The organism is Planctomicrobium limosum, assembly GCF_051465645.1.
GTDB lineage: Bacteria > Planctomycetota > Planctomycetia > Planctomycetales > Planctomycetaceae > Planctomicrobium.
Genome location: NZ_CP195790.1, coordinates 4,586,566 through 4,604,516 on the forward strand (window position 1 = coordinate 4,586,566; position 17,951 = coordinate 4,604,516).

The 17,951-nt window shown below is 53.8% G+C and carries 12 protein-coding genes; 6 read left to right on the plus strand and 6 right to left on the minus strand.

What is annotated here, in order from left to right; translation table 11 throughout:
* Nucleotides 1–226: 226 nt before the first annotated feature.
* Both SH527x_RS17440 and SH527x_RS17445 read right to left on the minus strand, forming a co-directional pair.
* Nucleotides 227–814, minus strand: a complete 588-nt coding sequence (locus tag SH527x_RS17440; RefSeq protein ID WP_437191959.1) for a hypothetical protein — start codon at nt 812–814, stop codon at nt 227–229.
* A gap of 295 nt (nt 815–1,109) precedes the next feature.
* On the minus strand, nt 1,110–2,339 hold the full coding sequence (locus SH527x_RS17445) for a Gfo/Idh/MocA family protein (protein WP_437191960.1): 1,230 nt from the start codon (nt 2,337–2,339) through the stop codon (nt 1,110–1,112).
* A gap of 324 nt (nt 2,340–2,663) precedes the next feature.
* Between SH527x_RS17445 and SH527x_RS17450 the strand changes: the two genes are divergently transcribed.
* Nucleotides 2,664–3,302 (plus strand): hypothetical protein, encoded by a 639-nt coding sequence (locus SH527x_RS17450; RefSeq protein WP_437191961.1) that lies wholly within the window; start codon nt 2,664–2,666, stop codon nt 3,300–3,302.
* Nucleotides 3,303–3,352: 50 nt separating this feature from the next.
* On the opposite strand, the gene SH527x_RS17455 is transcribed toward SH527x_RS17450, so the two are convergent.
* The gene (locus SH527x_RS17455) at nt 3,353–4,873 is read right to left on the minus strand and encodes a sulfatase family protein (protein ID WP_437191962.1); all 1,521 of its coding nucleotides are present in this window, start codon (nt 4,871–4,873) and stop codon (nt 3,353–3,355) included.
* 219 nt (nt 4,874–5,092) lie between these two features.
* On the opposite strand from SH527x_RS17455, the gene SH527x_RS17460 reads away from it, so the two are divergent.
* From SH527x_RS17460 to SH527x_RS17470, 3 genes are all read left to right on the plus strand, one after another.
* Nucleotides 5,093–6,181: a DNA-methyltransferase gene (locus tag SH527x_RS17460; protein ID WP_437191963.1), complete on the plus strand. Its 1,089-nt coding sequence runs from the start codon at nt 5,093–5,095 to the stop codon at nt 6,179–6,181.
* 75 nt (nt 6,182–6,256) lie between these two features.
* Nucleotides 6,257–7,825: a hypothetical protein gene (locus SH527x_RS17465; RefSeq protein WP_437191964.1), complete on the plus strand. Its 1,569-nt coding sequence runs from the start codon at nt 6,257–6,259 to the stop codon at nt 7,823–7,825.
* Nucleotides 7,826–8,448: 623 nt separating this feature from the next.
* Nucleotides 8,449–9,894 carry a chemotaxis protein CheA gene (locus tag SH527x_RS17470; protein WP_437191965.1) on the plus strand — a complete coding sequence of 482 codons (1,446 nt, stop codon included), beginning with the start codon at nt 8,449–8,451 and terminating at the stop codon, nt 9,892–9,894.
* 40 nt (nt 9,895–9,934) lie between these two features.
* Here SH527x_RS17470 and hrpA read toward each other — a convergent pair whose 3' ends face one another.
* From hrpA to gcvT, 3 genes are all read right to left on the minus strand, one after another.
* Entirely contained in the window at nt 9,935–13,849 is a 3,915-nt protein-coding gene (gene hrpA, locus SH527x_RS17475) for an ATP-dependent RNA helicase HrpA (RefSeq protein WP_437191966.1), read from the minus strand.
* A 62-nt stretch (nt 13,850–13,911) separates the two neighbouring features.
* On the minus strand, nt 13,912–14,625 hold the full coding sequence (locus SH527x_RS17480) for a pyridoxine 5'-phosphate synthase (RefSeq protein WP_437191967.1): 714 nt from the start codon (nt 14,623–14,625) through the stop codon (nt 13,912–13,914).
* 80 nt (nt 14,626–14,705) lie between these two features.
* Entirely contained in the window at nt 14,706–15,788 is a 1,083-nt protein-coding gene (gene gcvT / locus SH527x_RS17485; protein WP_437191968.1) for a glycine cleavage system aminomethyltransferase GcvT, read from the minus strand.
* Nucleotides 15,789–15,903: 115 nt separating this feature from the next.
* Here gcvT and SH527x_RS17490 point away from each other — a divergent pair, with 115 nt between their 5' ends.
* Nucleotides 15,904–17,025, plus strand: coding sequence for a serine hydrolase domain-containing protein (locus tag SH527x_RS17490; RefSeq protein WP_437191969.1), 1,122 nt, complete (start codon nt 15,904–15,906; stop codon nt 17,023–17,025).
* A gap of 237 nt (nt 17,026–17,262) precedes the next feature.
* Complete coding sequence (locus SH527x_RS17495) at nt 17,263–17,940, plus strand: DUF2293 domain-containing protein (RefSeq protein WP_437191970.1); 678 nt, start codon at nt 17,263–17,265, stop codon at nt 17,938–17,940.
* Nucleotides 17,941–17,951: the final 11 nt, after the last annotated feature.

Sequence of the window (17,951 nt, forward strand, 5' to 3'; positions counted from 1 at the left end):
CAGCAGGGAGTCTGAGAGAGTGTCTGCTGGCCCGCGACGTATTGATCCGCGAGTGTGAGACCGATCGGGATTCTGGCAGCGAACGCGTTGCGTCTCTGGGTGTATCTCTGAATGCGAAAAACGGCTCGTCCACCAATTGTGGTCGAGCCGTCTTTTGTCGGTTCAGAATGATGGAACTTCGAACGGCTGAAGTGATGCAGCAGTTCGAAGTTCAGGACGTGCGCCCTTACGGGGACATCGGTCCGGCAACTCGAATCAGGTAGTCGTGGTCGATGTAGACCACTTCCTCGACCTGATCGACATGAGTGAATGGCACTGGCCAGCTGGATCGAATTGTCTTCTCGAAGTACACCGTGCACTTATAGTGACAGTGGTGCAGTCGAGCTGGACCAACCTGCGGGAAGAACCGCGGTTCGTCAATTCGGTCCACGATCTTCTCGACAACAATGCGGACATTGTTACGGAAGGTTTCGGCCAGGAATGGAACCCCACCGGAAACGTCATCCGGTACGGCTCGCATCACTTCGTCTGGTCGTGGTGGATCAAGACAGAAGAGCGGAGCATTCTCGCCTTCAATCGGGTCCAGGATTGGAACGCGTTTGTATCGTTCTTCCTCCCAGTAAGTATCTTCAATCTTCTGACTGAAGTAAGGAGTAACAGGAATCGGCATCGTGGTTCCGAAGAACCAACCCCCGATTGCTGCATCCTTGAGTAAATAAATCATTGGGCCATAGCAACCACTGCTGGGCAAAGTTGCCAGCAAGAGAGCGCCAAGTAGGGCCCATCGTTTGGTACGACGCGTCCAGGTTGCCATCCGATCGCCTCCAAGTGCTGCGATGACCTCTGCGGGTTGGGTTTGGGCACAGAGTCTTTCCGCACCACGTCAATCAATTCCAATCCGACAAAGGGAGTTATCGAGCAGGAGAGGCGGTGAACTTGTGGGAATATTCCGGTTTTAGCGAATTGAATGCTGGTGATGTTTAGTTTAGGGGGAATGGGACTGGTGGGGGCCGTCTTTTTGCTGGATTTTACGCAAATGGCCCCCAAAGAATTTTTGGAAACGTGTCCAAAAGAATTCTATGGGGGCCAGATCTTGGAGGGGGAAGGGCTTACGAGTTCAGCCAGGGGGTCAAGCCGTGCTCTCGATTCTGCAAGGGGAGTTCGACGCGTGCCCCGTCTAGAATATGGGACGCATAAGCGGAGTGGATCATGTCCACCACCTGTCGACCGGTTTCAGCGTTGCTTAATGGGAGACGCTTGTTGGTGATGGCGTCAAACAGGTCGCGAACCGGAATGACATGGTTGGCGACATGGCGTCCAATGTCCGGGCTGACTTCCTTCTTTCCGACGCCGGCACTCGTAATCGGAATCCAGGGGCGAGGTTCGGTTGTGGGGCGGAAGGGATTTCCGGGGACGAAATGAGCCAGCGGCTCGACGTCGATCCGCAGATCCACGATTCCTTTATTGCCGATGAACTGCACGCCGAAATTCGCTTCTCGGACCCCCTTGTCACGAATGGAGTCGAAATAATGGGGGATTCCACTTTCGAGTTCGAAGCGAGCGTGAATCCGGTCACCCAAGATCGGGCCAACGCCTTCGTCTCCTTCGAACAGATCGGCCTGAGTTGCCGGTCGGTTTCCCTTTTGAATCACGGCGCTGCAGGCGACTGCTTTCCCTGCGATCGGGATGACGAGATCGATGTCATGGCTTCCGAGAACCCAAAGGTCCAGGCACCCGCCACGGTGGTCTTCTTTGCCACGCGACCTGACTTCGAGTAGATCGCCGATCAAGCCATCCTGAATCGCCTGCACGATGACTGGAATAGCAGGATGGAACCGATTGCGGTGCGCGAGGCTGACGAGCGTGCCCGATTTTTCGCAGGCGGAAATGATTTCATCCGCTTCGGCAGGGGTGCGACAGAATGGCTTTTCGCAGTACACCCCCCGAGCACCAGCCTCAGCGGCCGCCATGATCATATCGCGGTGTTCAGTGATATGGCGTGCTCCGACGGCGACGATATCAGGCTTCAGCTCCGCAAGCATTTCCTTGTAGCTGGCGAAGGCAGGAACGCCGGGAAGCTTCTTCTGCTGTTTATCGCGTCCAGCGTGGTCAGCATCTGCAAAACCGACGATTTCCGATTCTGGAACCGAAAGCCAGACGGTATCGAGCCCGTGACCATAGTTTCCATGACCGGTGTGACCGATGACCCCGACTCGCCATTTCTTGTTGTTGGGGGCTGCGAATGACGGTGTCATTGCCAGCGTCGAGAGGGCTCCTGCAGTCAGGAGGAAGTCACGCCGATTCAGTGACGATGCGGAAGCGGCGGTCGGCGAGTGCATCGAGGCCATTTCATTTCTCCGGGTATTGGGTGACATTGAATCTCGTTACACGGAATCAGAAATACATCGCGATTGTTGTGAGATCTCTGTCTGAGTTTCGCTGTCTGAATTTCTCTGCTGAGTTGCCATGCACAGTAGCCCTTTGCCTGGGGACCTGCAATTCAATCGAGGAGTGTTGATGTGTGCGTCGGTGCGCTGCTCGAACTCATCTTGGTGGAATTGAGAACTTGGGATACCGTGCTGATGAGTGCGATAGGGCTGCGGAGTTCAGCTGCGAGCCAATCGTTACTGACATGATCAGGGCCAATCTTTGCGGGGCATGCGATGGATCGTAAGACCTTCTTTCGTCGGTATAGTCGTTCGATTCAACGACTGGGTTTAGGTTCACTAGCGGTCGGTATTGTTGCGGCCATTCTGAAAGCCTGGCTGACGCATTGGCTGGGACCTTCTTCGCTCGCTGTGAAGCCAGAGCCAGTTGTTGCAGAAGTCCAGAAGGTCGAAACGGTTGAAGATCTGTTGAATTCCAGTCCGATCAGCCTGATGGAATGGCAGATCTCCGTTGAGAAGCGGTACGGAACGGAGGCCGAGAGAGAGCGACAGTTCCGGAATTACCTGGGCAAAGAGATGATCTGGGAAGGCTACTTCGATCAGCTCAATCCTATTCCGAAAGAGAATTCGAATGCACCGGGGTTCGTTCTCGTGATGCAGGAGAGTCGAGCGGCTCTGGATTCCAAGTCGCTGCTCGGCCCTCCATTTATTCGCTGCTGGTGTCCTGTTGGTGCCGAGAAAGAACTGTCGTCGTTAAAGCGAGGCGAGTGGATTGTCATTCGTGGACGATTGAAAAATCCGACGCTGCTGGGGTCTGTCCTCTGTACTGATCTGGATGCGTGTGAGCTGGTGGCAACTCAGGAAGTGCGCCATGTCGAGATGACACTGGATGATGCCAGGGGCAAAGCGCATTGAGATCGTGATCGTCCCCGCGCGCTCAATGGCTTTGCCTGATCCGCCGGCGATTACTCCCGAGTCCACTTCAGAATCCAAGGGTCATTTGTCTTCCGCTGAAAAGCGAGCAACTTTTCACGGTACTCTTCCATCACTGGAGCAAAATGTGGATCTGCTGCGAGATTGACGGACTCTTCTGGATCATGCTCAATGTCGTAGAGTTCGAACTGAGGCCGCTTGAGGTAGGTTCCCACTGTGCGCTTCCCGTAGGTGGCATGCGGGCCAAGTTGATACTGTGCCAGCCATGCTGATGATGCCCACAAGTCTCCAGCAGATGGGACTTGCAGACCAGATGCCAAATTCCAGATGAGTTTGTACTTCTGGTCTCGGACGACCCGCATTGGGTAGTACATCTGCACTTCGTGGAAGGTGTGAGACGCGAAGACGGTTTGGTGGTGTGCCTGATCGACTGCTCCAAGGAGTGGCAACCATGAACGACCATGATAGGTACTGAAATTCTGCGACCCGGAACGATTATCGTTTTGTCTTAGTCCTTTTTCTTTCCAGTACGCTTCCGGGGCAACCCAATGCTTTGGGCGATTCAGTTCGTGATCAAGTTCTCCGGCGAAATCCAATAGTGATGGCGTGATGTCGACGTGACTGATCATCGCTTGAGAAACCAGTCCACGTTTTGGTTCATAAGGGTTACGGACAATGAACGGGACGTTGAGTCCAGCGTCATAGACGGTTGTTTTGGCTCCCTGCATGGCGATTCCATGATCGGAAGTGAACACGATCAGGGTTTTGTCATAGAGGTCGGCTTCCTTCAGAATCTCAATGAGGCGGCCTAAACCCTGATCGACTCGTGAAATGGACTGGTAATACTGAGCCAGTTCTTCCCTGCATTCTTTGGTGTCCGGCAGGAAATGAGGGACCGGCACTTTGTCTGGTGAATAGAAGACTTCTTTCACCTTTGGAAACGATTCCCGGTTGGGCTTGTTTCCAAACAGATTTGGTTTCACCTCGGAAGTTGATGACTTATCGACTTCGCCTCCGCGATGTGGATCACTTGGGGCGAAGTACAGCAGAAACGGGCGATCATCTTTCGCAGTCAGGAACTCTTTAGAGTTGTTCGCCATCATGACCGCGTTCCGCCCATTCGCGTTGATTTTAGTTTCAAAGCGATACGCATCTTCCGGGCTGACGTGATGTTTTCCGACGATTGCTGTGCGGTAACCGGCGTTACTCAAGGTATGTGGCAGCGTCAGGCTGATGACGTTTGGAAATGATTCGAAGTGATGGAAGCTATGTGCGAGACCGTATTGGCCGTTTGTGTGGCTGTAGAGCCCGGACATGACAACAGAGCGGCTTGGGCTGCAACTCGCTGTCGTCGCGAACGCATTTCGAAAGAGGATGCCGTCTTTCGCCAGGGCATCGACATTGGGGGTCACCGCAACCGGATCGCCATAACATCCCAGAGTTGGACTCTGGTCGTCGGTGATGAAGAAGACAATGTTTCGCTCTGCGGCGAATGATAACGTCGCCTGCAGAAGAAACAGGAAAGAGAAGAGTCCTTGTCGGAGTGGGAGCATTGCGCGTCCTGAGTACGTGAATCAGAGGGTGTGAAATGCTGCGTCGGGTGAACTGTGCAGCAACGATTGCGTCGCGACTCCGCATTCGTATTTTGCAATCTGTCGCTTTACTGTGCCAGTCTGTGCGCTATGATGCCCCTGACCAAAATTTGAGTGTGAATCGGGACGATGCGCGATTCTGCATGAATCCCGCCGGCAGCAGCATGGGACAGGATGGCGATGCACTGGAATACAATTCATCTCCAGGATTGCGTCGAAGGGATGTCCCGGCTCGATGAGGGAAGCGTGGATCTCGCGTTTGCGGACCCTCCCTTCAATATCGGATACAGTTACGACGTGTATCATGATGTTCAGGAGCACCAGCATTATCTTGAATGGTCCAGAAAGTGGATTTCTCAGGTTCATCGGGTCTTGAAACCGAATGGAACTTTCTGGCTGGCAATTGGCGATGAGTATGCTGCCGAGTTGAAGATTCTGTCTCAGGAGATCGGGTTTCATTGCCGCAGCTGGGTGGTCTGGTATTACACCTTTGGCGTCAACTGTTCGAAGAAGTTCAGCCGGTCGCACGCCCATCTGTTTTATTTCGTGAAAGATGCTAAAGAGTTCACGTTTCGCGGCGAGGAATTAGAGAATCGCATCCCATCGGCCAGGCAGTTGGTCTACGGTGACAAACGGGCGAATCCTGAAGGGCGGTTGCCGGACGATACCTGGATTCTGCGTCCACAGGATCTCGCGGATTGCTTCTCGTCTGTCGAAGATACCTGGTATTTTCCGCGTGTTGCAGGGACGTTCAAGGAACGTGCCGGTTTTCATGGATGCCAGATGCCGGAGCAATTGCTGGGGCGAATTGTTCGCTTCTGTTCGCACGCTGATGATAAAGTGCTGGATCCATTTTCCGGGAGTGCGACGACGCTTGCTGTTGCGAAGAAGCTGAAACGACAGTTTATTGGCTTCGATTTGTCCGAGAGTTATGTTCAGGCAGGCATGGAGCGTCTTGAACGTGCGGAAGTCGGGGCCGCATTGGATGGGGCTCCTGAGCCGACGATGAGTGCGCCAAGCACTGCTGATGGTCGCTCGATTGTGAAAGGTCGACGGAAACGCAACACGCCAGTCAAACCTCGAAAGGCCGTCAGGAAGAAAAAGGTTCAGGCGGCGACGAAGGCGACGAAGGTGTCGAAGCCAGTGAAGTCGGGAAAGCCAGCCAAAGCCAAGAAAGTCTCCAAGTCGACGAAGTCAGGGACAGTCAAGAAGGTTGCGAAGTCGAAGAAGGCTCGAAAGCCTCGCAAAGTCTCGAAGCGGGGTAAATGACCGTGAATAGCAATTGCTCTTGTTATCCGTTGGTGGTGAGAATGAAGGCTCTGCCTGCCTGAAGGTGAATTCATAATGACAGCGACACCGCGGCAAACTCGATGGATTCTTTTGCTGCTGGCTGCGGTCGTGTGCGGCGCGCTCGCGCAATGGAGAGTTCTCTGGAAGACGACTCTCCCATTGGGAGTTCCTGGTGAATGGGTCTGGGAACGGTTGTCTTTGCAGATGCCGCTATTTGCGGTGATCTGGCCTGCGGTTGTTGTTGCGCTGTTTCTGATGGGGTATGTCTGGCTCGGTGGAGATTGGCTTGCAAGGGGGACACGGACTCGTCGTATCGGCCTGCTGCTGGGCTTATGGGGGCTCGGGTTTCTGTGGCTGCTTTCTCTCGTGGCGTCAACACCGGGCATCGCCAGTCTGAGCCGGATTCCGTTCGTATTGTTCTATGAACGTTCGTCGGGATACTTTACTCAGGCAACGGAACATCGAGATGATCCCGGTGGCTTCCTGAAGGGGTATCTGACGCAGATTCAGGACAGTACGAACCCGGAGAATCATCTGCATCTGGGGACACACCCACCGGGGTTGACCTTGGGATTGATGTCGTTGTCGAATCTGTGTGATCGGTATCCCGGCTTGGTGGCGTTGATTAAGGCCACGCAGCCAGTGCAGATTCGCGATGGGAATGATGCTGTCCGCGAGACGGAATTGGCGAGAGGCAAATCGCATTTCAGTGATGCCGACGGCGCAGTGCTCTGGCTGGGAGCGCTGATTACGGCGGTAATGGCCTCGGGAACGTGTGTCCCGCTGTACTTGCTGGCGCGACGTTTTGTCGACCCGGAATCGGCGTGGTGGACTGCGGCAATCTGGTTGCTGGTGCCTGCTTCGGCAGCCTTTCTTCCGAAGTCAGACATCATGTTTCCGTGGCTGGCAATGTGGGCTCAATGGTTGTGGCTCAAGGCACTGGATCGAGACAGCCTGGGGCTGGGAGCACTGACCGGAATCGTCATGTGTGTCGCCATGACTCTGAGTTTGGCGTTTGTCCCTGTCGCGCTGATCATGTTCATTCAATGTGGTGTTCTTCCTAAAGCAGCAACGTCAGACCTGCCAGTGCAGAAGATGCAGTGGTCACGGTTCAATGTCATTGTGGGAGGAGCCATTGCATTGGGAGGATGGCTGCTGCTGTGGGCGCTCCTCGGGAAGATGAATCTGTTCGCGGTGTGGATTCAGAATATCCGCAATCACGCTTCGTTTTATTCGCACCATGTTCGGACTTACATCCCCTGGCTGTTTGAAAATCCTGTCGAGTTGGTCTTTGCTTTGGGGTTTCCGCTGGCGATCATGGCCATCGTCGGAATCGTCTTCGCCTTCAGGACCAGACCGCCGCGATACTGGGAGCTACTGCTTCCGTTGATCGTCTGGGGAGTGCTGTGGCTGAGCGGAAAGAATATGGGAGAAGCGGCCAGACTTTGGGTTTTCCTGATGCCATACCCAGTCTGGTGTGCTTCTCTTGCGATCAGCCGATTGACGACGACCTGGCTGGGATCACGAACGCTGATGGTGTTCTACGCACTGCAGATCATTATTTGCATTGCCACAGCGATCCGAATCGATGGCTTTGGCTTTGGCGAACTCGGAGCCGGTTGAAGCCATTCTCTTTGATCTGCATTTCTGAGTGCAGGCTGCTGCACATGGGGCATGCTCTGGGCACATGAACTGCGCACATGAATTCGGCAGAGGCCGCGACGCTGAAGGCCGCCGAGATCGTCACGAGTGTGAGGCGTGTTAGAACTTGATCTCGCTGCGCCTTCTTTAGCTAATGATGCCAAAGGACAACGGTGTATGTCCCGGTCTGCGGCGTCGGGAAATTACTGGCGTAGGAACACGTGTTTCGCACTGTTTTTTTGAATGTGATTCATTGGGATGTACTTACCAGTGTGTTGTGAGTTGATTTGCAGTGTAATCTTCAGCGTGTGCGTAATGGCGCATGGAAATAAACGCGAAGATGCGTAGTAATGCTGGTGACTGTGATAAGCAATTCCCTTGATGTGAGTGGATTCTTGTGTTGAGTCGTGAGGCAAATTCGACCTGTTGTGACAGGGGAGTTTCTTTGACATATGGTGTTAGTAGTCATTCGCTAATTGATGAGCGAATTCAATGACCCAACAGAGTAATTTTTCTGTCGCACAAATTTTTGACTCAACAGAGCTCCGACGATTCAAGGGGCACTCAAGTGAGAACCGCTTTCTCGTAGTGGCAGGGCACAAATTATGGCGAATGAAGTGCTGACCGGCTTTCTGAATGAAAGCCGTGCGAGTGTCGAGAAACTCGATCGAGACATCTTTTCACTCGGTGATGCAAACGCAGATCAGTTGCGCATCTCAAATATCTTCGACACACTCCGACATATCAAAGGGCTCTCGGTTCTTCTGGAACTGTCTAAGCTCGAGCATCTGGTCGAGGCCGGGGAACGTCTTCTGACTTCTCTTCAGAACGGAGAGCGAACACCGACAGTCGACGTTGCGAATGGTCTGCTCAGCATGGTTGATGGGATTCGAACCATTCTTGCAAACGTCGAGAAGACGGGGGCGGAAGGCGAAGTGGACTATGGGGCACTGGTGGAAGATCTCGAAAAGATGCGAATCACCGGTCAGGCGGCATCTGGACAGACCATTCTTGAACTCCTGCCGTCAACAACTTCTGCACTCGCACACGACAGGCATCCCAGTCTGGTTTCGATCGAGAAATCATCACGGTCGGTCTCAATCTCCGATCATCCATTCGGCCAGTCTTCATCCCTGTTCCTGCAGCAGATTCAGACTGTTGTGAAGCCGGTGCAACGTGAAGGGAAAACGCAAGTTCGACGCGATGATCAACGCACCTCAGACACCGTTCCTTCTGAACAGGTGACTCGAGTTGAAGTCGAGACATTGAATCGGATTCTGCAGTTGATTGGAGAACTCGCGGAGACACGCAGCCAGATTTCTCAGATCAGAAATCGAATCAGTGATACGTCACTGCTGACCATCTCAGCGCAACTGGATCGAGTCACATCAGACCTTCAACGATCATTGGTCGTGGCGAGAATGCAGCCTCTCAGTACGGTCACATCAAAGCTCCCCAACTTTGTACAGGAGTTGGCACGTAAGCATGGAAAACGAATTCAGATGACGTTCGAAGGAACTGACATCGAATTCGATAAGGCGATTCTGGATGAAATGAAAGTGGCGTTGATTCACGTGATTCGAAACTGCATCGATCACGGGATTGAATCACTGGGAGGTCGGGCACTCTGCGGGAAGCCGCTCTCAGGAACGATTTCAGTACAGGCGTTTTATGAAGCCGGACACGTCGTCATCGAAATTACAGATGATGGAAAAGGTATCGACCATCGTTGCGTGCGAGAGAAGGCCATCAAGCGTCGTCTGATCACCGAGTCGCAAGCCGCAATGATGAGCGAACAGGAGTTGATTCAGCTGATCTTTTCTCCGGGTATCTCCTCGCGAGACCTGATCGGAAATCTGATCAGCCGCGCAAGTGGATTGGGGAGTGTCAAAGAGAGCTTCGAATCATTCGGTGGTCGCGTTTCTGTACGCAGTATCCCGGAGCAGGAAACGACTCTGCGTATGGAGATCCCTTTGGCATTGGCCATTGAACCGCTGCTGGTCGTGGGAGGAAGCTTCAAACACAAGTCCGCGATGGCGACTGGTCAGTAGGCCGCTTTCGTAGGGGGATTAAGAGCGTAGAGCGGTGGGGCTATCGCGATGTGGTGATTTCTTTCCAGACTTCGTTCAATCGCTTTTCCGAGACGGGGACTGCTGTCCGCAACTGTTGAGCGAAGAGTGAAACTCGAAACTCTTCCAGCAGATGCCGATAGAGCACCCGTTGCGGTGATAATCGATATTCTTCGCCGTACTGCTCGCGGAGTTGCAGGTATCGTCGCCAGTGTGGTTCAAGCTGTTCCTGACTCTTTCGATCCTTCTGATAGCCGCCTGATGTCGCCTTCTCCTGTCGCATCTGCATTGCCTGCAGGTAGCGGGGATAATGCTGCAACCAGCCTAACGGGGTCTCGGCAAGGAAGCCTGCCTGGAATAACTCCTGGAACTGTTGTTTCAGATCCTGAAACAATGGGGCCAACGCCGGTGGGTGTTTCGCATCCAGAGCGCGACGCATTTTATTGGCATCGGCAAGAAGCGGTCCAAGAATGCGATTCAGGTCCTGAACCACAAGTGCGAGGAGCCCTCTGGCTTGTTTGAGTCGGATGTTCCAGTCACTCTCTGTGCGAATCGGACCGGTGTTACGGAACAGGGCAGCGGATGCAAGACTGCGTGTGAGTTGAACACGGAACTGCTTTCCGTCGGCAAAACTCATTGCCTGCATGTTCAGCTGATCGACTTTAGGAAAGTGTTTGACGTGCTCGCTCAGCTTCTTTTCATCTGAAAGAAGAAAGAGCCGCAATAGAGCCTGTTTGGTACGTCCTTCTGCTTCCTGTCTGGAATCCGAGAGCCGCATACTGACGCTCGTCTCGGCATCAATTAGCATCGGAAAGGCGACGACAGTGACACCGCCACGTTCGAATTGCACCTGCTCAGGCAGCTCACCGAAGTTCCAGGTGATCAACCCGTCCCGGTGCCATTTCTTATCAACAATCTGTTGAATCGACTGTGAGTTCTGTTGCTGTGTCTGTTGGCGAAGTTGCCCGATATCGCGACTGGTAACAAGGGTTTTGCCCTTCTGGTCGACCACGCGAATATTGAACCGCAGATGCTCAGGGAGGCGAGAAAGTTCAAATGCTGAAACTGGAACGTATTCACCAGAACGCTGGCGAAGAACTTCAGAAAGTTGTGTCAGCAAATCGCCTTTCCCGTAGGTGAGCTTCCTGGCAACTTCACCAGCTGTTTCCGGCACCGGGACAAAAAGTGTTCGCAGCGACTTGGGCAACGATTTGATCAGCGCGGCGACTTTTTCTTCCAGCAGACCAGGGACCAGCCAGTTGAGGTTCTCGTCTGACAACTGGTTCAACCCTTCAGGTGGAACAATCAGTGTGACGCCGTCTTCATCAGAGCCCGGTTCGAGGTTGTACTCGACAGGGATCTGCATCGTTCCAATTTTGATTTGATCCGGGAATGCTGTCGCGCGCGGGGCCGCTTCCGCATCTTCGACCAAGTCTTCGCGAGAAAGGAATAAGAGCTTAGGGTGCTGAACTTCGGCTTTCTTCCGCCATTGTTCGAAGCGAGGTCCGTCAAAGACATCATGCGGGATTCGTTGATCGTAGAAGTCGAACTCCGCTTCTTCGCCCAGAAACTGCATCCCTTGTCGGAGCTTGGCCTGCCAGTCGTCCAGTTCAGATTTCAGTTGCGCATTGTGTTTGAAGAACTCACCCTGCGTCTGGTAGTCACCTTCCACCAGTGCGTGCTGAATAAACAGTTCACGTGACTTGGCCGGATCGATATGCCCGTAACGGCATTCTCTGCGAGGGACAATGACCAACCCAAACAGGCTGACCTTTTCGTCGGCAATCGCGCAAGACTGCTTCGAGCTCCAGCGTGGTTCGCTGTAAGTCTTCTTGATGAGGTGTTCAGCGGCGCGTTCAATCCAGAGTGGTTGAATCGGGCCGATCATTCGCACATAGCGTTTTGATGTTTCAACAAGCTCCGCACCCATGATCCATTTCGGCTTACTCGCAAATGCAGTGGAGCCCGGCCAGAGAAAGAGTTTCTGGCCCCCTGATCCTGAGTACTCATGAGTCTCGCCACGCTGAGCGATGTTTGCGAGTGTGCCGGTCAGAATGGCCCGGTGGATTGCCTGTTCATCATTCCGACGATCCGTTGGGCGAATTCCGTGATCAATCGCGATCTCTCGCAACTGACGATGCAAATCCTTCCACTCGCGCATCCGGTTGTATGAGAGAAAGTTCTGCTGACACATCTTCCGGATTTTGCTGTTTGAAAGCTTCTCTTCCTGCTCAGAATAGAAGTCCCAGAGTTTCAGCAGCGACAGGAAGTCTGAGTTCTCGTGTTTGAAGCGAACGTGTGCGGTATCTGCCGCTTGTTGTTTATCAAGTGGTCGTTCTCGCGGGTCACGCTGCTCCAGAGCAGCAGCAATGACAAGGACTTCTTCCAGACATTGTTCGTCTGCAGCGGCCAGAATCATGCGGCCAATTCGAGGGTCGACTGGCAGACGTGCAATCGCTTTTCCGATCGGTGTCAGTTGTTCGTCATCATCAATCGCGTTGAGTTCGAAGAGCTGTTTGAGCCCGGAGCGAATGGCAGTGGGACTTGGCGGATCGAGGAAAGGGAAGTCTTCGATTCGCCCTAGGTTCAGGGCTTTCATTTGCAGCAGAACCGACGCCAGATTCGTTCGCAAAATTTCAGGAGCGGTATAAGCGTCTCGTCCAGTGAAGTCGGCTTCAGAATAAAGACGAACACAGATCCCCGGCGCCACACGTCCGCAACGACCTGCACGCTGGTTGGCGGACGCTTGAGAGACCGGTTCGACTGGCAGGCGTTGTACCTGAGAGGTCGATGAGAACCGACTGATTCTCGCGGTCCCTGGGTCAACGACATAGATGATGCCCGGCACCGTCAGCGAGGATTCCGCCACGTTGGTTGCGATAACGATGCGGCGGCCAGCGTGTGGTGCGAAGACGCGGTTCTGCTCCTGCTCGGAAAGTCGTCCGAATAGCGGAAGGATGTCGACTGGAGAACGGTCAACAAACTTTCGTCCCTGCAAGATTCTGGCAGCTTCCCGAATGTCACGCTCTGTCGGCATGAACAGCAAGATGTCACCGGGGCCCTCCAGCATCAGTTCTTCACAGACGTCCGCCGCAGCACGCTGGTAGTCGACCTCCTCATCTTCTTCGAGTTCAGGTGGTCGATAACGGATTTCGACGGGATACGTCCGGCCAGAGACTTCAATGACAGGGGCCGGTGATTCCTCTGTTCCGAAATAGTTCGCGAAGCGTGCAGCGTCGATTGTGGCCGACGTGATAATGACGCGAAGTTCAGGACGATTCGGGAGAATGCGTTTGATGTAGCCCAACAGGAAGTCGATGTTCAACGAGCGCTCGTGCGCTTCGTCGATGATGATGACTTCGTACTGCTGAAGAAACCGGTCTGACTGAGTCTCGGCAAGCATCACCCCGTCTGTCATCAGCTTGATGAGCGTCTTGGGGGATGTCGTATCGGTGAAGCGAATTTTGAAGCCGACTTTATCACCGACGCGAGATTCCAGTTCCTCGGCGACACGAGCAGCGACAGAGCGAGCAGCAATTCGACGTGGTTGCGTATGACCGATGAGACCGGCGATTCCGAGTCCTGCTTCGAGGCAGATCTTGGGCAGCTGTGTTGATTTTCCGGAACCTGTTTCTCCGCAGACGACAAGAACCTGATGTTCTTTCAGAGCGGAGACGATTTCGTCTTTCTTGTCCGTGATGGGCAAGAATTCGTCATAGACGAGTTTCGGCAGCAAATCCGCCCGTCTCTGGTACCTTTGCTCGGACTTTTCCAGATCCTCAAGCGTTTTGGAAAGGCTCTTGTCGAATGGCTTCTTCTGTTGTTGAAGATGCCGGACGGAGTCGAGCGACCGGCGCAGGCGAAACCGATCTGAAAGCATTGTTTGTGCAAGACGCCGTTCAAGGTCATCCAGCGTCGGTTGCGTCATTTCACTCATCAGAAAGCCGTCTCGGAGCCATCCGCTCCATCAGATTTAGCGCAGCAACCGCGTGCAGGCGATTACGATATGAGCGCTTTCATTTCCTTCACAGCCTGTTGAAACCCGACCATGACAGCCCGGGCGACGATGCTGTGACCAATGTTCAATTCGCACACGCCATCAATTCTGGCGACCGGGACGACGTTGCGATAAGTCAGTCCGTGTCCCATGTGCAACACCAGGCCCAAGTCAGTCGCTGTTTTGGCGGCTGCCCTCAGGATTTCGAGTTCCCGAAGGGAGGCTTCCGGGGTTTCGGCGTCGGCATAGCGACCGGTGTGCAGTTCCACCGCCTGAACTCCTAGTGCTTTTGATACCGCAATCTGGTTCGGATCAGGATCGATAAAGAGACTGACTTCGATTCCTGCTGCCAGAAGTTGCCCGACACAGCGTTGAACACGCTCACGGTTGCCGATGACGTCCAGTCCCCCTTCAGTTGTGACTTCCTCGCGTTTTTCAGGGACGAGAGTGCACTGCTCAGGGCGAATGTCCAGGGCGATTCTGGTGATCGCTTCTTCAGCGGCCATCTCCAGATTCAGCTTCACTTGCACGGTTTCTTTCAGAACCCGTAGATCGCGATCCTGAATATGTCTGCGGTCTTCCCGAAGGTGGACAGTGATTCCGTCGGCGCCAGCCAGTTCAGCCAGTGCAGCCGCCCAGACCGGATCAGGCTCGATTGTTCTGCGAGCCTGACGAATCGTGGCGACGTGATCAATGTTGACACCGAGTAGAGCCATGGCGGTTATTTTACGGAACTGCAGGAGATCGGAAGAAAAGGCAGACGTCAACCGCCTGCCTGTGTGCGGACGCCGACAAACTACTTCCGCTTGTAGAAAGGAATCGCAACGACCTGAGCAGGTTCGCGCTTTCCTCGAATATCGATCTCAACAACGCTGCCGATTTCGCTCACCTTGGGGGCAATCAGTGCCATCGCGATGGATAATTGCAGGGTCGGCGAGAACGTTCCTGAGGTGACGATTCCGACTTTTTCGTTCTCGAAATAAACCTCGGAACCCTGTCTGGCGATGCGTTTGCCGTTCAGTTGCAACCCGACTCGCTTCGGCAGGTCATCGCGAGCTGCGATCACTTCGAGAGCTGCTTTGCCGAAATAGTCGGGCTTGTCGAGACGGACACCAAACGAAAGAGCAGCCGTGTATGGATCGATATTCTCGTCCATTTCGTGCCCATAGAGTGGCATCGCGGCTTCAAGACGGAGTGTATCCCGGCATCCCAGTCCGCATGGAGCGATCCCGACTGATGCTCCTGCCTCCATCAGTTTCGTCCAGAGGTCAATTGCATAAATGTGATCGACAACGATCTCGAAACCGTCTTCGCCTGTGTAACCAGTCCGGCTGACGACAGAAGGGATGCCAAAGACTTTCCCTTTCTGAGAGGTGTAATAACGGATCGTTCCGAGATCGATATTGGTATGTGGAGCAAGAATCGCTTCAGCCTGCGGTCCCTGAATCGCGATCATGGCCGAATCGATTGTTCGGTCGACGAAGATGGCTTCTTCATTGCCAGGATGGGATTTGAACCAGGAAACGATTTTTTCCCGATTCGCTCCGTTCACAACCAGCATGCAGCCTTCAGTGAAGCGATAGATCAGAACATCATCGAGAATTCCCCCGTCTTCATTACAGACGAGTGAATAGCGAATCTGACCTGTTTTGAGCTTCGCCACATGATTCGTTAAAAAACGATCGAGCAGGGCAATATGATCAGGTCCACTGAACCAGAGTCGGCCCATGTGTGAGATGTCGAAGAGGCCGGCACGTTGTCGGACTGCGTGATGTTCCTCGACGATCGAGCTATATTGAATAGGCATGTGCCATCCGGCGAATTCGACCATGCGGCCGCCGTTTGCGATGTGCCATTCGTGAAGTGCAGTTTCCAACATCGGAATTCCAATTCAATGAGTCTTGATCATCGGGCTCATGTTCCCGGTCAATGACTATCATCGCCCACGCTGTCATTTTCACAAGCCAACCAGCCTGAAATCGAAAGTCAGAGTTTTGAATAAGTCACCCCTGACATTGGCGTTACCGCAGGAAATGGGAATCTGCCAGATACGCTGGTCGCAGGCGGTGGATTATGCAGCGTCTGAGTGCGAACGTGGCCATCTCCCGGCTCTCTCGTTTCAGGTGCAGCGGAATCGGCAGGCAACTCCGGTCGAGAATTTTGGCTCGCGTCGTCTAAACGAAACAATTCCGTTAGATGACGAAACCTTGTTTCTCGTCGCTTCATTGACCAAGCCGATGGTGGCGATGGCGACCATGTTGCTTGCGGAACGGGGAGCTTTGGGGCTGAATCAACGTATTGGTGATTTCTTTCCTGAATGTCGCGATCCGGCGAAGCGTTTGATGACATTGCGTCATCTGTTAACCCACACATCCGGATTGCCGGATATGTTGCCAGGCAACTTTGAACTTCGCAAAAATCATGCTCCTCACTCTGCATTTGTCGAAGAGACACTACGGGCAGAGTTGAATTTCCCAGTTGGGCGGGGAACGCAATATCAAAGTATGGGCTATGCGTTGCTGGCCTCGGTGATTGAGAAGGCGGCAGGGATTCCGTGCCCAGAGTTGATGCGACAGGAGATTTTCGAACCGCTCAGGATGGAACGCACCTGGCTGGGGCTTCCGTCAGGGATGCAGCAGGAAGCGAATATCGCGGAGATCCGTGTTCCCGAAGAACAGCAGGGGCAGGACGACTGGAACTGGAACAGCCCGTATTGGAGAAGCCTCGGGGCGTCGTGGGGGGGCGTCTTGTCGACGGCATCTGATCTAAGCCGTTTTCTGGAAGCAATGTTGAGTAAAGAGTCCCTGTTTTCGCAGCAGACAATTGCGGAAGCGACAACCAACCGTCTCGATGATTTTCCATTGGTCTCAGAGAGTGATCGCCGCACCCGCGGTTGGGGAATGGGATGGCGATTGAACTGGAAAGAGCATCGCAGCAGTCTGTGTGAACTGATGCCAGCGACAACGTGTGGACATTGGGGAGCAACCGGCACATTGTTCTGGTTTGATCGCCTGAGCGGAATCGGAGTCGTGATCCTGTCGAGTCAACCGGTTGGCGATCGATACTCATCGCTCTCCCGGTTGTCGAATATGCTGGCGTCTGCGTTCGTTTCCTGACGCATTCTGGAGAACAATGTCGCGTCTTCCCGGACGCCGCATTCAATGATTTGTTCGAGAATGCAGCAGCTCCTTGACTTGAGAGAACGAACAGTTCCAGGCCGGCTTTGTTTGATCCAAGTTTGGTAATTTCGTCAGTGCAAATGGTCGATCTCCAGTAGTGCTGCGAGTGAGATTGAATGACACTCGGCGTCGATGGCCTGTCCCGTGATTCTCTGATTTGTTGAATTTGTATTTATGAGCTCACAGACTTTTCTTCCCGGCCCGCAACCAAACACTGTCCGTACTCAAGATGGGCAGGTGCTGACTGTCCCTGCTGGCTGGGTCCTGCTGGCCCCCGGCGATGCCGCGCTGACCAGACGGGTGAAGGCGGCTGCGGACCACTGGGTGGTGGCTGAAAAGAAAGGCCTAAAGGTCTTCTCAAAAGGGATTTGGGCTCCCGCCGACATCATCACGAAGATTCAAGCCGATCTCGATCTGGAGCGTGCTGATCCCGCATTTGCTCGCAAAAAAGAAGCTGATGCGCGCCGCCGTGAGAAGAAGCAGTCGGAGTACGTTGAAGACTTTCAAGGAGCGGTCGCAGCGTTTCTAAACTTCCATGACTCGTACGGGCAACTGGAAACGGATCTGTCGCTCGTGGTGACGCTCCATGCGACTCCCGTGGGAAGTGGAACCGTTGCGAGGACCCAGCGGATTCCTGTGGAAGAGCGTGCCGAAGCAGCGGTCATTGCCTGGATGCGACATCAGACGACCGGCTACGACAACATGGTAATTCCAAGAGTCAAAGGGAAGCGTCGGGAGGTTCGCCGCCAATTGGCGAAACGATCGCACGAACTCCTGAGTCGCTATCGGCGAGGGGAACCAATTCCGGTGGATTGTCCACTCGCCACGGCACTGCGACAGAGTGCGAAATAACGTTGAGCTTG

Coding starts and splice junctions, on each gene's coding strand:
- SH527x_RS17460 (WP_437191963.1), top strand. CDS start 5,093: ATGCACTGGAATACAATTCATCTCCAGGATTGCGTCGAAGGGATGTCC.
- SH527x_RS17495 (WP_437191970.1), top strand. CDS start 17,263: ATGAGCTCACAGACTTTTCTTCCCGGCCCGCAACCAAACACTGTCCGT.
- SH527x_RS17445 (WP_437191960.1), bottom strand. CDS start 2,339: ATGCACTCGCCGACCGCCGCTTCCGCATCGTCACTGAATCGGCGTGAC.
- SH527x_RS17470 (WP_437191965.1), top strand. CDS start 8,449: ATGGCGAATGAAGTGCTGACCGGCTTTCTGAATGAAAGCCGTGCGAGT.
- SH527x_RS17465 (WP_437191964.1), top strand. CDS start 6,257: ATGACAGCGACACCGCGGCAAACTCGATGGATTCTTTTGCTGCTGGCT.
- SH527x_RS17480 (WP_437191967.1), bottom strand. CDS start 14,625: ATGGCTCTACTCGGTGTCAACATTGATCACGTCGCCACGATTCGTCAG.
- SH527x_RS17440 (WP_437191959.1), bottom strand. CDS start 814: ATGGCAACCTGGACGCGTCGTACCAAACGATGGGCCCTACTTGGCGCT.
- SH527x_RS17450 (WP_437191961.1), top strand. CDS start 2,664: ATGGATCGTAAGACCTTCTTTCGTCGGTATAGTCGTTCGATTCAACGA.
- SH527x_RS17455 (WP_437191962.1), bottom strand. CDS start 4,873: ATGCTCCCACTCCGACAAGGACTCTTCTCTTTCCTGTTTCTTCTGCAG.
- hrpA (WP_437191966.1), bottom strand. CDS start 13,849: ATGAGTGAAATGACGCAACCGACGCTGGATGACCTTGAACGGCGTCTT.
- gcvT (WP_437191968.1), bottom strand. CDS start 15,788: ATGTTGGAAACTGCACTTCACGAATGGCACATCGCAAACGGCGGCCGC.